Below are 13,270 nucleotides of genomic sequence, written 5' to 3' on the forward strand. Positions count from 1 at the left end.
CTCGCTCTTTGGGGGCAGATGTCTTTGATACCGACAGCGGTCCGTTATTTCAAGTTGCACGCTGGCTCAGTCTCCCTCGTAGGGGAAATCCTGCAGGGTCTGTACCAGCGACACGTCGTCCGGTCCCTGAAGGTTGTCCAGTACCCAGCATTGGCCGCCCGGGTTCCTGGCCAGCAGCAGGCGAGTGCTCTGGGTGCTTGCGCCGAGCGGATAAACCATCTCGACCACGGCCTGTTTGTCTGAGCTGGACACCAGCTTCCACTCGGTCGCCTGGATGACCTCGTTATCCTGGGTTCCGGTCCACGGATCGGCGCTGATCGCGCATTGATCGCCCGGCTGCTGGCAACTCCAGTCCTTCTTCAGCAGGCCCAGCAAGTTCTTGGACAGATACTCCGGTCCACCTTTGCCACTGACATAGAAATCATGGTGATTGGTGTAGATCCAGCGTGCCGTATCGACCGGAGTGCCAGCAGGGCAGGCGGCCTGAACGGCGGTTGAAAATACACAGGCAAGAACGATGGCAAGCGATCTGGACATGGAACGAAACTCGGTAAATGGGCAGTCGATGAAGATGTAACGCTGATGACACACATTTGGAGGCCAAGCGCGGGAAAAAGCAATGGTTTTGGCTGCCCAAATGGCTATCGGGCCCAGATTGATCCGGTCCGATCATGTCTGTGGGCTTAGCGGGCCAGCATCGATACGGCGGCCATCACCATGATTGCCGCTGCACCGCGAAACAGCTTTCGCTGAGCGGACTGGCCTGAGAGTAAATGGCGGATTCGGACGGCTGCGAGAATGAATAGCGCTCCGACAGCCAGCAGCACCAGGACGGTAAGCGGAACCAGCACCAGCGCCCAGGTCTTTAACGAGACAGCGTCCAGATTGATGGCCAGCGGCAGAAGCGCCAGGTAGAAGGCGATGGTTTTCGGATTGCTCAGCGTGATGGTCAGCCCGGAGAGGGCTGCGGACAGCAGCTCCTTCTTTGCGGTTTTCTTGTCTGGCGCCATGGCCTGATGGTCGGCGAACCAGAACTGCCAGGCCAGATAGCAGAGATACAGGGCCGCGCCCCAGCGCACCAGCTGAAACAGCGCGTTGAAGTGCTCGGCGATGAGTGCCAGCCCGAAGACTGCAAACGACAGGTAGGTCAAGTCACCCAGGATCAGCCCGCACAGCAGGCAAAAGCCTGAAAGCGTGCCGCCACTGACACTGCGCGCTACCAGCGCTGCCATACCGGGGCCGGGAATGGCGGCGGCAATGCCCAGGGCGGCCGCATAAGTCAGTATTTGGGTCATATCCAGCATGTTCATCTCCTGAAGGGGGCGTGCCTGTAATCCGTTCCTCGAAGTCGTGTCGCTTCGAGGTCGAAAAATGCTACGTCCTTCACTCAGGGAAAACTTGTCTGTTTTTATTGCGTGTTACGCTGAAACAGGTAGAAGCTACCTGTTTGATATCAAAATGTGGAATTTATGACCGATCAAGCGCTGAGTCTGACTGATGCCCGAATTCTCACGGCTTTGCAGCAGGATGGCAGGGTCACCAACCAGACCCTGGCCGATCAGCTCGGTATGTCGGCTTCACCCTGCTGGCGCCGGGTAAAGCAACTGGAAGAGCATCGCTACATCCTGAGTTACAAGGCGGTGCTTGACCGACGCAAGATCGGGCTTGGTGTCATGGTGTTCATACGGGTCAGTATCGACTGCCATGGCGAGCCCGAAGCGAAGAGGTTCGAGCAGGAGGTCATGCAACTGGAGGATGTGGTGGCGTGTTACAGCATCGGTGGCGATGCGGATTTCCTGTTGCAGGTGGTGGCGCGGGATCTGGATTCGTTTGCCGACTTTGCCATGACCACCATCCGGCGGTTACCTGGCATCAAGGAAATGCAGAGCATGTTCGTGCTCAAGGAGATCAAGCCTTTCGTATCCTTCCCGGTCAAAGGCCCTCAAGCCTGAGGGCGTTTGCTCTGACCGTTTCATCTCGGTGCTTCGACAATCTCCAGGACTTTGCCGGTACTGATCTGCACAAGGGCGTATTTGTCCTGAATGCGTACCCACTGGCTATTGGTGCCCGGTGACTTCAGGCCTTTGGCTTTCCAGTCGTCCATGGCGGCCTTGGAACTCTGGAATCGTTGAGGCACCAGTGAGCCGACGTCCAGTTCCTGGTAGGTGGTGCTGGGCGCTTCTACCCGTTGTGCCGCCTGAGCGGGCAGGGTAGTGATGGCGAAGCAGCCCAGCAGTGCCATGCAGGCGGTCAATGATTTGCTGTTCATGTCAGGCTCCCGGTCCGTTGAATGGTGGTTTTATGCACCGGGAGTCTCTACATTGCAAATCATTCGTTGGGTTACTTCTTCGAGACAGGAACGATATCGACGATCTGCCCATTGGTGATCTGCACGCGGACATATTTGTCATTGATCCGCACCCACTGGCTTTCTTTGGCGGGCTCGGCGAGGCCTTTGCTTTTCCAGTCGGTGATGGCAGCGTCGGGGCGCTGGAATTGCTGCGGGGCCCGTGAGCCCAGTTCCAGTTCGTGCATGTTGTCTGCGGACTCTTCGACTTTCTGCTCCGCCTGTACAGGCAGGCTGGTGAAAGAGAAGCAGCCCAGCAGGGCCATGCAGGCGATCAACGATTTGCTGTTCATGTCAGAGACTCCCAGTCTATTGATTCATGGCTTTATGCCGGTTGCATAGACTGGGACCCTGAGTGCTGCAAAACATTCGATTGGATATGACGCCCCGATTATCCAGCCAGTGCAGCTGCAATGCTGACCGACACCGGCGTGGTGGCGCGGCCTATGAGCGTGCTGAGCTGACGGCTGTCATCGTAGAGTGCGCCTTTGGATGCGCCGCTGTCGGAGTCGGCCAGCAAGTGAGCAATCGGTTGGGGTAAACCGGCGTTTTCCAGTGCGCCTTGATAATCGGCCTGTGTGAGGTTCACGTAAGGCAGGGTTTTGCCACTCTGTTGCGACAGCTGTGCGGCGAAGTCGGTCAGGGTGTAGGACTCATCGCCAGCCAGCTCGTAGACACGGCCTGCCTGGTTCTCGTTTGAAGTCAGCACCACTGCGGCGGCTTCTGCGTAGTCCTGGCGGCTTGCCGAACTGATGCGGCCATCGCCCGCGCAACCATAGACCGAGCCGAGGCCCAGGGCTGCAGGGATGCCTGCGGTGTAGTTTTCGTGATACCAGCCGTTGCGCAGAATAACGCTGGGTACACCGCTGTCGCGCAAGGCGCTTTCGGTTTCGGTGTGCTCTTGTGCCAGACCCAATACGGAAGTATCGGCATGGAGAAGGCTGGTGTAGGCTAGCAATTTGACATCGGCGCGTTTGGCGGCTTCGATCACGGCCTTATGCTGTGGCAGACGTTGGCCTACTTCGCTGGACGAGATCAGCAGCACCTTGTGCGCACCGGCCAGGGCAGCGTCGAGCGTAGAAGGCTGCGAATAGTCCGCATGGCGGATCTGCACGCCCAGTGCCGCGAGGTCGGCGGCTTTTTCCGGGCTGCGTACAGCCGCGACGATCTGTGAAGACGGAACGCGCTTGAGCAGTTGTTCAATGACGAGGCGGCCAAGCTGGCCGGTAGCACCTGTGACGACGATCATGAGTGGACCCTTTAAGCTCATTGAATTGAAGTGAAAGGCCAGCATAAACTTGAAGCTAACCTTTCGTAAGTACTAACAAAAAGGTAAGTATATGAGCCATCTTTTGAGCGGGCCCGGAACAGACTCCGAAATACCGAGCGCCGTCCCTGGGCGTCAGGGTGAGCTCATGGCCGCCGAGTGCCCGTCACGCAGTGTACTCAGTCATGTGTGCAGCCGCTGGGGGGTATTGGTGCTGGTGGTGTTGCGCGATGGAACCCATCGTTTCAGCGAGATCCGCCGCAAGATCGGTGGCGTCAGCGAAAAAATGCTCGCTCAGACCCTGCAGAATCTGGAATACGATGGCTTTGTGGATCGCAAGTCCTTGCCGGTGGTGCCGCCTCATGTCGAGTATCGCCTGACGCCCATGGGCGAGGAGATCGCCCTGCAGGTCGAGACCATGGCGCGCTGGATAGAAGGCAACATGCCACGCATCATTCAGGCCCGTGAAGCCACGGCCGAGCCGCTGCTGGAGTAGTCTCTTCAATGGGGCGTCTTGCTTCCTCTCGGCAGACAATCCCCTGCAACCCTCAACTTCTTGGTATCGTGCGCGCCGAAATATTTACTTACATGTGTCGCCCGCGCCGTTTGTCATTACCGAGAAGCTGTAGAAATGCCCAATCCCATTCCTCTGAAGGATCATGAAACAGAGAGTCGCCTGGTCAATTTGCGTGTAGCGGCCTGTGCGTTGCTGGTCATTACATTGAGTTGTTGCCTGATTGCTCGCATGTACTTTCTGCAAGTCATCGAGTTCGACTATCACTCCACCATCTCCGAAAACAATCGGGTGCATGTGCTGCCGATTCCGCCCGAGCGCGGTTTGATCTATGACCGCAATGGTGTGGTGCTGGCCGACAACCGTCCCAGCTTCAATCTGACCCTGACCCGCGAGCGCGCCAACGACTGGCACAAGGTCATCGACGAGTTGATGAGTATCCTGTCGCTCCCTGACGAGGACCGCATCCTTTTCGAGAAAGAGCTGAAACAGGTGCGTCACCCGTTTGAGCCCGCCACTTTGCTCTACGAATTGACCGAAGAGCAGATCGCCTTGTTGGCGGTCAATCAGTTCCGCTTGCCGGGTGTCGATGTGGCGCCACAGTTCATTCGCCACTATCCCCTGGGTGCGCACTTTGCTCATTCAATCGGCTATGTCGGGCGGATCAACGAGAAAGAATCCAAGCAACTGGACACCGATTACCGTGGCACCCAGTCCATAGGCAAGACCGGCATCGAGCGTTTCTACGAGTCCGAACTGCATGGGCATGTGGGCTATGAAGAAGTCGAGACCAATGCCCAGGGTCGTGTATTGCGGGTGCTCAAACATACCGATCCGACTCCGGGCAAAAACATCACCCTGAGCCTGGATGTGCATTTGCAGGAAGCGGCCGAGAAGGCTCTGGGGGACCGGCGTGGTTCGGTGGTGGCGCTGGATCCGGCCACGGGTGAGGTGCTGGCGATGGTCAGCAAACCCAGCTTCGACCCCAATCTGTTCGTGACCGGCATCAGCTTCAAGCAGTACGCCGCGCTGCGTGATTCCATCGACCGGCCATTGTTCAACCGGGTATTGCGCGGCCTGTATGCGCCCGGTTCGACGGTCAAGCCCGAGGTGGCGATTGCCGGGCTTGATACAGGCGTGGTCAATGCTTCGACCCGGGTGTTCGATCCCGGGTATTTCCAGTTGCCGGATTTCGATCACAAATACCGTAACTGGAACCACAGCGGCGATGGCTGGGTGGACATGGACACCGCGATCATGCGGTCCAACGACACCTATTTCTACACCCTGGCCCACAAGCTGGGCATCGACCGCCTGCATGACTACATGGCCATGTTCGGCCTGGGCCAGAAAGTCTCGCTGGACATGTTCGAGGAATCTGCAGGTCTGATGCCTTCGCGGGAGTGGAAGCGGGCGACGCGCCGTCAGGCCTGGTTCCCCGGCGAAACGGTGATTCTGGGCATTGGCCAGGGTTATATGCAGGTTACGCCGCTGCAACTGGCTCAGGCGACTTCACTGATTGCCAGCAAGGGCGTCTGGCATCGTCCTCACCTGGCCGTCGAGGTGGGGGATGTGGCACCGGTGGATGAACATCCGATGCCCAATATCGTGCTGCATGACCCGAACGAATGGAATCAGGTCAATCTGGGCATGCAAATGGTCATGCACGATCCGCGTGGCATTGCCCGTGACGCGGCCAAGGGCGTGCAGTATCACATCGCAGGCAAGAGCGGCACCGCGCAGGTGGTTGCGATCAAGCAGGGCGAGCGATACAACCGCCTCAAGACGCTGGAGCGCAACCGGGACAACGCCTTGTTCGTCGGCTTCGCCCCGGCCGAGCATCCGAAAATCGTGGTTTCCGTCATGATCGAGAACGGCGAGGCGGGTGGTCGGGTTGCGGGGCCGGTGGTCAGGGAAGTCCTCGATGCCTGGTTGCTGGACGATGCTGGCAAGCTCAAGCCGCAATATGCAGCGCCGGGCAAGGCTGAAGGTCCTCCCCATGCGTGAGGATGTTCATTTGCCTTGCGGGCCGGTTTCTCGCAGGAAAACCGCCAGCACCATGGCGATCACGATACCCGCCAGCAGGTAGCTGCCAGCCTGCTGGAAGACCGAAAGGGACAGCTCGCCACCTGCGGCAATTCGGGTCAGCAGATGGCCGAATACCGGTGTCAGCAGGGCGCTGAAGGTAAATACCAGGAAGTTGATGGCACCGGTTGCGCTGCCTTTCACGTTGTCCGGGTTGACCTCCTTGATGATGGTGTAGGGAATCATTGCGGCTCCCGAACCAATGCCCAGCAGCAGGCCGAACAGGTAAGGCGGGGCGATGCCGGCGGGCAGATACAGAATCCCGGTACATGACACCAGCATCAGCAAGGCACCGGCCAGCATGACCGGCTTGCGCCGACCCATCCGGTCCGAAATATAGCCCAGCAACGGACAGCCTATCACCCAGCCCAGCGGCACCATGCTGCTGCGATTCACCGCCTCGGCATAGTCAATGGACAGGCCTTCGCGCAGGAACGGAACACCCCAGATCATGTCGCCGATGGTGGTCGGCAGAAACAGCAGGCCCGCGCTGAAACCACAGAGATAAGACTGAGGATTGCTCAGTACCTGCTTGTATGGCGTGAGCAGCGAACCTGTCGCACCACTGCTGTTGACCGGTCTTGGATCATGACCTTTGGGCGTCGCGATCAGCACCAGAATCGCAACCACCGCCAGGCAGGCAGCGGAAATGAACCAGAACTGCTCCCAGAGGATCGTGCCGTGAATCAGCGGCCCGACCCCGAACTGCCCGGCAAAACCGCCCAGCATGCCGAAGCACTGAGTAAACCCCACGGCGGTTGCCAGGTAGCGCGACGGAAAACCGTGAGTGGCCAGATAGACCGCTCCGATAAAGGAACAGGCCGAGCCTGCGCCTTGCAGCAGGCGCCCGATCTGCGCGGCCTGCAATTCGCCGAGGCCGAACAGGGCGGCACCGAGGGCAACCATGAGAATGCCCAGAGGAATCACATACTTGGCACCCAGGCGATCCAGCGCAGCGCCCGCGAGGATCGAGAACACCGAGTAGGTGTAGTAATAGAGCCCGATCAGTGCGCCGATGGCCACCACATCCTTGCCGAATGCCTGGGTCAGCTCCGGCATCATCACGCCGGGCGCCGAGCGCAGCGAATACTGAATGAAGTAGAACAGGACGCAGAACAGCCAGGCAATGACAAAGCCCGTATGCAACCGCTCGGAGCGTATGGACAAGGTGGCGGAGGAGGCGGGTGGCATGGTGTGGGCTCGCTTACAACAAATGGAGATTCCCAACCATAGCCCGCTTTGGCGAGCAGGGCCTTGCAGCAGGTCAATAAAAACGCTGTAACACCTGATGCAGAGCGATGCCGCATAAATCACTCTGTGGGAGGCAGCTTGCTGGCGACTTGTAGCTGTCGCGGCCAAGGCCCCTCCCACAAGTGACAGGTATGCCCTAGGTTTCCCGGCCGATCATCTAAAGGCACAGGCATACAAGGCTTGCGCAGACCGCTCATGCCTACTGTGGGGTTTGCATCTGGCAGCCTCTGGAAACTTCACATGAATCGCAATGATCTGCGCCGCGTCGATCTGAACCTGCTGGTGATTTTTGAAGCCTTGATGTTTGAGCGCAACCTCACCCGTGTTGCCGAGAAGCTGTTTATCGGTCAGCCAGCGGTCAGTGCCGCGCTGGGGCGCTTGCGCGATCTGTTCGATGATCAACTGTTGATGCGCAATGGCCGGGCCATGGAGCCTACAGCCAGGGCTCTGGATATCCTCAAGGAAATCCGGCCTGCGCTGGATACCATTTCCGGCGCGGTCAGTCGGGCCAAGGAATTCGATCCTTCCACCAGCAGCGATGTCTTTCGCATCGGGCTTTCCGATGATGCCGAGTTCGGCTTGTTACCGCCGTTACTCAAGCAGCTTCGTGAAGAGGCTCCCGGCATCATCGTGGTCATTCGCCGGGCCAATTACCTGCTGCTGCCTGCCTTGCTGGCCTCAGGGGAAATCTCGGTAGGTGTCAGCTACACGGTGGATCTGCCCGCCAACGCCAAGCGTAAAAAATTGCGCGAAATCGGCTGCAAAGTGATTCGTGGTGATGCCCGTCCGGGTGCCTTGAGTCTGGATGATTACTGTGAACGACAGCATGCGATGGTGTCGTTTTCCGGTGACCTGAGCGGCAATATCGATCTGGACCTGGCCAGAGTCGGACGTGCGCGCAAGGTGGTATTGGCCGTGCCCCAGTTCAATGGCTTGCGCGCCTTGCTGGCCGGTACCGAACTGATTGCCACCGTCCCGGATTACGCGGCCTGTGCGCTGGTGGAAGGAAGCTCATTGCGTGCCGAAGATCCGCCATTCCCCATCGTGCCTGCCGAACTGTCGATGGTCTGGAGCGGCGTGCATGACAACGACCCGGCCGAGCGCTGGCTGCGCTCGCGCATTGCTCACTACATGGCTGCTCCGCTGGATGTGAAAGCCTGAGGTGCAAGACAGCACATACATTCAATTTCCGGCCTGTAATCAACGGCACTATCTCCCTCGGTCAAGCACATCGTCTGGCCTGGAGATTTTCATTCTGTGTTTACGGAGCTGCCGGCCATGTCCGATCCCATTCGTCTCGATGCACAAGCAGGTGTCCTGAACAGCGCGGTCTTCAATGAAGTCGTCACCCTGGTCATCAAGCACCGGATCAAGGCCGGACAAGAGTCGGCTTATGAGGCCTGGCTGCGCCGCATCGTCACCATTGCCGGTGGCTATCCGGGACATCTGGGTGTGGATGTGATCCGCAGCAAGTCCGGCGGCCTGCATCTGTTTACCTGTGTCCTGCGTTTTCACTCCACCGAAGCCATGCAGAGCTGGCTGGAATCCGATGAGCGCAAGCAACTGGTCCAGGAAGCCGCGCCTATGCTTGCCGATGGCGACCAGACGCAGGTCAACCCGCACAACGAGTTCTGGTTCACACCGGTGACGGATGAGGCCGGGCCTCCACCTCGCTGGAAGCAGGCGTGCGTGACCTTTCTGGTCATCCTGCCGCTGAGTCTGTTGATTCCTCTGCTGTGGAAGCCGGTCTTTGCGTTCAGTCCATGGCTGTCGGGTTATCTCGTCAGCAATGCGCTGGTGACGGTGACCATCGTTCTGCTGGTGGTTTATCTGCTGATGCCAGCAGCAACCCGTCTGTTTGCGCCCTGGCTCAAAGCCTCACAAGGAAAGTGATCCCATGAGTGATGAGAAAACCGATTTGCAGCGCAGGCGCTTCATCGCCAAAGGCTCATTGCTGAGCGCCGCTGCGGCGATCCTCCCAGTCTTGCCGTTCGCCGGTCATGCCGGCGCTTCCCAAACGTTTGCCAAAGGTGCTGCGATGAATGTCGAACTGATTCTCTTCAATGGTCAATTTCATACGGTCGATCGTGAAAAGCCCAAGGCCAGTGCCGTGGCAATCAGTGGCGGACGTTTTGTGGCCGTGGGCACCGAGGCCGAGGTGATGGCGTTGCGCGGCAGCGCCACTCAGGTCATCGATCTGCAGAAGCGTACGGTGATTCCCGGTCTGAACGACTCACACCTGCATCTGATTCGCGGTGGACTCAATTACAACCTGGAACTGCGTTGGGAAGGCGTTCCGTCCCTGGCCGATGCCTTGCGCATGCTCAAGGAACAGGCCGACCGCACGCCGACGCCACAATGGGTGCGTGTCGTGGGTGGCTGGAATGAATTCCAGTTTGCCGAAAAGCGCATGCCGACTCTTGAAGAACTCAATCAGGCGGCGCCTGATACCCCGGTATTCGTGCTGCACCTCTATGACCGAGCCTTGCTCAACCGCGCCGCCTTGCGAGTGGCAGGCTACACCCGCGATACCCCCAATCCGCCCGGTGGCGAGATCGTTCGGGACTCGCAGGGCAACCCCACTGGCATGCTGGTGGCCAAACCCAATGCCATGATCCTGTATTCGACACTGGCCAAGGGGCCGAAGCTGCCGTTGGAGTATCAGGTCAACTCGACCCGACAGTTCATGCGCGAACTCAACCGCCTGGGCGTCACCAGTGCCATCGATGCGGGCGGCGGCTTCCAGAACTATCCCGACGATTATGCGGTGATTGAACAGTTGGCCCGGGAAAAGCAGCTTACGGTGCGTATTTCCTACAACCTGTTCACCCAGAAGCCCAAGGAAGAACTGGCCGATTTCAAGAACTGGACCAGCTCGGTCACTCTGCATCAGGGCGACGACTTCCTGCGGCATAACGGGGCAGGGGAGATGCTGACCTTCTCGGCTGCCGACTTCGAGGATTTCCTTGAACCACGCCCAGACCTGCCGCCTGGCATGGAGCAGGATCTCGAGCCTGTGGTCCGGCATCTGGTCGAGCATCGCTGGCCGTTCCGTTTGCATGCGACCTATGACGAATCCATCAGCCGGATGCTGGATGTCTTCGAGAAGGTCAACCGCGATATCCCGTTCAATGGCCTGCCGTGGTTCTTCGACCACTGCGAAACCATTACTCCCCGCAATATCGAACGGGTCAGGGCGCTGGGCGGTGGCATTGCGATCCAGGACCGCATGGCGTTCCAGGGCGAGTATTTCGTCGACCGTTACGGTGCCAAGGCTGCCGAAATGACGCCGCCGATCAAACGCATGCTGTCCGAAGGCGTGCCGGTGGGGGCGGGCACTGATGCTACACGGGTTTCCAGCTACAACCCCTGGACGTCGCTGTACTGGATGGTCAGCGGGCGCACGGTGGGCGGGCTTGAGCTGTATCCCGAAGGCTTGCCTCGTGAAACCGCCCTTGAACTGTTCACCCACGGCAGCGCCTGGTTCTCGTCCGAACAAGGCAAGAAAGGCCAGATCAAGGTTGGCCAACTGGCGGATCTGGTCGCCTTGTCGGCGGACTACTTCAGTGTCGAGGAAGAGTCCATCAAGTGGATCGAGTCGGTGCTGACCGTCGTTGATGGCAAGGTCGTCTTCGGCTCCGGCGATTTCGAGAAACTGGCTCCAACGAGTCTGCCTGTGCTGCCGGACTGGTCGCCGGTTGCAAAAGTCGCCGGGCACTGGCGACCTGCATCGCCGGCACTGGCCCAGGTTCACCAATGCAGCGGCCCTTGCGCCGTGCACTCCCACAGCCATGAGCGCGCACGGCTTTCCAGCGTGCCGGTCAGCGACTTCCAGGGTTTCTGGGGCGCGTTTGGCTGTTCATGTTTTGCGTTCTGATTGTTTCACCCTTGCATGCAAACACCGGATGTCGATAAAAAACCAAGGAGTCAACCATGAGCACCCCGTACAAACGCTTGAACAAAGATGACGCAGCCGTTCTGTTGGTCGATCACCAGACTGGCCTGATCTCTCTGGTCCAGGACTTTTCGCCCAACGAATTCAAGAACAATGTCCTGGCTTTGGGCGATGTAGCCAAGTTCTTCAACCTGCCGACCATCCTCACCACCAGCTTCGAACAAGGCCCCAACGGCCCGCTGGTGCCTGAACTCAAGGAAATGTTCCCGGATGCCCCGTACATTCCGCGTCCAGGACAGATCAATGCCTGGGACAACGAGGATTTCGTCAAGGCCGTCAAGGCGACCGGTCGCAAGCAGTTGATCATCGCAGGTGTGGTGACCGACGTTTGCGTGGCATTCCCGACCCTTTGCGCTCTGGCCGAAGGTTTCGAAGTGTTCGTGGTGACCGACGCTTCCGGTACTTTCAATGAAACGGTCCAGCAGGCCGCGTGGGCACGCATGACTGCTGCGGGTGCGCAACTGGTCAACTGGTTCTCGGTGGCCTGCGAACTGCAGATCGACTGGCGCAACGACATGGAAGGTCTGGCCAATCTGCTTTCCCAGCGCATCCCCAACTACCGCAACCTGATCAACAGCTACACCGCTTTCACTGCCCGCTAAAACCGGCAGCCCCTCTACGTCGGCAGTGACCGGATAGTCACTGCCGACGCTTCTTTTGCGGGTTTCAAAAAATTATGTAGTGATCAAAAATAATCACTACATATTGGTTGACGCCTGCCTTTTCCTTTTGCATTATGCAGCTGTCTCCCTGATCGGGAGCGCTGGAAAAGATGTACTGAACAGGCTCGGCAAGCCGTCGAGATGTTCCCCGGATGCAGGCTGCCCACAAGGCAGATTGATGAAGCTGACCCGGCATGGCCCGTCCGACAGGGCGAGCAGCTGGCGAAACGTCCTCATGATACTTGTGGCAGACCTTGTAACGGTCGCCAGCCAGGTCTTTGGCTTTCGCTACGCTCTCCTTCCGTGACGCCTCCCTGTTGTAGTGGCTTTATCACAAGGCTACCTGCATGTCCTCTGGGTCGGGTTGCAAGACGTGAACATGACGCACTGTCTCTCACCCGACAGGCAAGTTTATCTATCAATGGTCTTAAACAGGTTAACGAGCGAAGGAGCATCAACATGAATATCAACAATCATCCAACTATTGATGAACTGGCTCGTCTGTTTGCAGCGCGCAAAGATACTCTGGACAGCCATATCCTCTGGATCGAACACTCGGGTGAGGTCCATATCGACCCCATGTCGCCCTGCACGGCAGAGAGCGAATTCCAGGAAAACCACCCGCAAATGCTCGCCAGCCTGAAGATGTTCCGCAGAGGGCAGGGCTACGTCGGCAAGAAGGCTGCCGCTGATACCGAGTTCATGAAAGGTCTGTTGCAGAACCTGAAAGATGAATGGCAAAACGCTAAAAAACAACAGCGTTTTGTTCGGGTCGCCTGATAGAAACGACAACTAAAAAATACACGACTATTAAAATATGCCCTCTTATTGAGGGCATTTTTTTAACAGCGTTATTAGTCTTTAAAAGATAAAACAGCTCCACACTTTCTTGCCGCTTGCCGCTTGCCGCTTGCCGCTTGCCGCTTGCCCGCGTACCAAACCCGACACACGGTCGACACAGAAATTTGACGTCATAATGATGTCAATCTACAATCGCGCCGAATTTGATATCAATATGATATTGCAAGGATGCGCGCCGTGTACCTATCCGCCCAAAGACGGCTTCGCCAGTCCTTCACGCTGCCACTCCTCTGGTTTCCCCGACCATTCCCGCTCCCGCCTCCGGTGAGCAGAACCTGATCTGCCGATCGGTTTTCGCTTTGAACTGCTTTTCAAAATCTTTCCAGAC

At 58.1% G+C, this 13,270-nt stretch carries 14 protein-coding genes; 8 read left to right on the forward strand and 6 right to left on the reverse strand.

From position 1 onward, the window contains the following. Nucleotides 1-66: 66 nt before the first annotated feature. The gene (locus tag KQP88_RS11220) at nucleotides 67-537 is read right to left on the reverse strand and encodes a hypothetical protein (protein WP_025259956.1); all 471 of its coding nucleotides are present in this window, start codon (nucleotides 535-537) and stop codon (nucleotides 67-69) included. A gap of 146 nt (nucleotides 538-683) precedes the next feature. After that, nucleotides 684-1,304 (reverse strand): LysE family translocator, encoded by a 621-nt coding sequence (locus tag KQP88_RS11225; RefSeq protein WP_216705702.1) that lies wholly within the window; start codon nucleotides 1,302-1,304, stop codon nucleotides 684-686. A gap of 165 nt (nucleotides 1,305-1,469) precedes the next feature. Between KQP88_RS11225 and KQP88_RS11230 the strand changes: the two genes are divergently transcribed. Further along, nucleotides 1,470-1,952 (forward strand): Lrp/AsnC family transcriptional regulator, encoded by a 483-nt coding sequence (locus KQP88_RS11230; protein WP_216705703.1) that lies wholly within the window; start codon nucleotides 1,470-1,472, stop codon nucleotides 1,950-1,952. Nucleotides 1,953-1,972: 20 nt separating this feature from the next. Here the strand turns inward: KQP88_RS11230 and KQP88_RS11235 are convergent, their stop codons facing one another. The 3 genes from KQP88_RS11235 to KQP88_RS11245 form a co-directional block, all read right to left on the reverse strand. Beyond that, the gene (locus KQP88_RS11235) at nucleotides 1,973-2,269 is read right to left on the reverse strand and encodes an RcnB family protein (protein ID WP_200994907.1); all 297 of its coding nucleotides are present in this window, start codon (nucleotides 2,267-2,269) and stop codon (nucleotides 1,973-1,975) included. 71 nt (nucleotides 2,270-2,340) lie between these two features. Beyond that, entirely contained in the window at nucleotides 2,341-2,640 is a 300-nt protein-coding gene (locus tag KQP88_RS11240; protein WP_198723746.1) for an RcnB family protein, read from the reverse strand. Nucleotides 2,641-2,738: 98 nt separating this feature from the next. Further along, entirely contained in the window at nucleotides 2,739-3,596 is an 858-nt protein-coding gene (locus KQP88_RS11245; RefSeq protein ID WP_216705704.1) for an SDR family oxidoreductase, read from the reverse strand. A gap of 91 nt (nucleotides 3,597-3,687) precedes the next feature. On the opposite strand from KQP88_RS11245, the gene KQP88_RS11250 reads away from it, so the two are divergent. Next, nucleotides 3,688-4,110 carry a winged helix-turn-helix transcriptional regulator gene (locus KQP88_RS11250; protein ID WP_216705705.1) on the forward strand — a complete coding sequence of 141 codons (423 nt, stop codon included), beginning with the start codon at nucleotides 3,688-3,690 and terminating at the stop codon, nucleotides 4,108-4,110. A gap of 135 nt (nucleotides 4,111-4,245) precedes the next feature. Next, nucleotides 4,246-6,135 carry a penicillin-binding protein 2 gene (gene mrdA, locus KQP88_RS11255; protein WP_216705706.1) on the forward strand — a complete coding sequence of 630 codons (1,890 nt, stop codon included), beginning with the start codon at nucleotides 4,246-4,248 and terminating at the stop codon, nucleotides 6,133-6,135. A gap of 6 nt (nucleotides 6,136-6,141) precedes the next feature. Here the strand turns inward: mrdA and KQP88_RS11260 are convergent, their stop codons facing one another. Next, nucleotides 6,142-7,404 (reverse strand): MFS transporter, encoded by a 1,263-nt coding sequence (locus tag KQP88_RS11260; protein ID WP_216705707.1) that lies wholly within the window; start codon nucleotides 7,402-7,404, stop codon nucleotides 6,142-6,144. 300 nt (nucleotides 7,405-7,704) lie between these two features. Between KQP88_RS11260 and KQP88_RS11265 the strand changes: the two genes are divergently transcribed. The 5 genes from KQP88_RS11265 to KQP88_RS11285 all read left to right on the forward strand — a co-directional run bounded on the left by KQP88_RS11265 (nucleotide 7,705) and on the right by KQP88_RS11285 (nucleotide 12,861). Further along, nucleotides 7,705-8,625: a LysR substrate-binding domain-containing protein gene (locus tag KQP88_RS11265; RefSeq protein ID WP_216705708.1), complete on the forward strand. Its 921-nt coding sequence runs from the start codon at nucleotides 7,705-7,707 to the stop codon at nucleotides 8,623-8,625. A 117-nt stretch (nucleotides 8,626-8,742) separates the two neighbouring features. Further along, a complete protein-coding gene (locus tag KQP88_RS11270) occupies nucleotides 8,743-9,357 on the forward strand; it encodes an antibiotic biosynthesis monooxygenase (RefSeq protein ID WP_216705709.1) in 615 nt (204 codons plus the stop codon). 145 nt (nucleotides 9,358-9,502) lie between these two features. Continuing rightward, the gene (locus KQP88_RS11275; protein WP_216705934.1) at nucleotides 9,503-11,341 is read left to right on the forward strand and encodes an amidohydrolase; all 1,839 of its coding nucleotides are present in this window, start codon (nucleotides 9,503-9,505) and stop codon (nucleotides 11,339-11,341) included. A 56-nt stretch (nucleotides 11,342-11,397) separates the two neighbouring features. Then, a complete protein-coding gene (ycaC, locus tag KQP88_RS11280; RefSeq protein ID WP_025259968.1) occupies nucleotides 11,398-12,021 on the forward strand; it encodes an isochorismate family cysteine hydrolase YcaC in 624 nt (207 codons plus the stop codon). Nucleotides 12,022-12,540: 519 nt separating this feature from the next. Continuing rightward, entirely contained in the window at nucleotides 12,541-12,861 is a 321-nt protein-coding gene (locus KQP88_RS11285) for a hypothetical protein (RefSeq protein ID WP_216705710.1), read from the forward strand. The last annotated feature ends 409 nt before the right edge of the window (nucleotides 12,862-13,270 follow it).

The sequence above is a fragment of the Pseudomonas lijiangensis genome, assembly GCF_018968705.1.
GTDB classification, from domain to species: domain Bacteria; phylum Pseudomonadota; class Gammaproteobacteria; order Pseudomonadales; family Pseudomonadaceae; genus Aquipseudomonas; species Aquipseudomonas lijiangensis.

Coding starts and splice junctions, on each gene's coding strand:
- KQP88_RS11275 (WP_216705934.1), top strand. CDS start 9,503: ATGAATGTCGAACTGATTCTCTTCAATGGTCAATTTCATACGGTCGAT.
- KQP88_RS11260 (WP_216705707.1), bottom strand. CDS start 7,404: ATGCCACCCGCCTCCTCCGCCACCTTGTCCATACGCTCCGAGCGGTTG.
- KQP88_RS11245 (WP_216705704.1), bottom strand. CDS start 3,596: ATGATCGTCGTCACAGGTGCTACCGGCCAGCTTGGCCGCCTCGTCATT.
- KQP88_RS11265 (WP_216705708.1), top strand. CDS start 7,705: ATGAATCGCAATGATCTGCGCCGCGTCGATCTGAACCTGCTGGTGATT.
- KQP88_RS11220 (WP_025259956.1), bottom strand. CDS start 537: ATGTCCAGATCGCTTGCCATCGTTCTTGCCTGTGTATTTTCAACCGCC.
- KQP88_RS11240 (WP_198723746.1), bottom strand. CDS start 2,640: ATGAACAGCAAATCGTTGATCGCCTGCATGGCCCTGCTGGGCTGCTTC.
- KQP88_RS11270 (WP_216705709.1), top strand. CDS start 8,743: ATGTCCGATCCCATTCGTCTCGATGCACAAGCAGGTGTCCTGAACAGC.
- KQP88_RS11235 (WP_200994907.1), bottom strand. CDS start 2,269: ATGAACAGCAAATCATTGACCGCCTGCATGGCACTGCTGGGCTGCTTC.
- KQP88_RS11285 (WP_216705710.1), top strand. CDS start 12,541: ATGAATATCAACAATCATCCAACTATTGATGAACTGGCTCGTCTGTTT.
- KQP88_RS11230 (WP_216705703.1), top strand. CDS start 1,470: ATGACCGATCAAGCGCTGAGTCTGACTGATGCCCGAATTCTCACGGCT.
- mrdA (WP_216705706.1), top strand. CDS start 4,246: ATGCCCAATCCCATTCCTCTGAAGGATCATGAAACAGAGAGTCGCCTG.
- KQP88_RS11250 (WP_216705705.1), top strand. CDS start 3,688: ATGAGCCATCTTTTGAGCGGGCCCGGAACAGACTCCGAAATACCGAGC.
- ycaC (WP_025259968.1), top strand. CDS start 11,398: ATGAGCACCCCGTACAAACGCTTGAACAAAGATGACGCAGCCGTTCTG.
- KQP88_RS11225 (WP_216705702.1), bottom strand. CDS start 1,304: ATGCTGGATATGACCCAAATACTGACTTATGCGGCCGCCCTGGGCATT.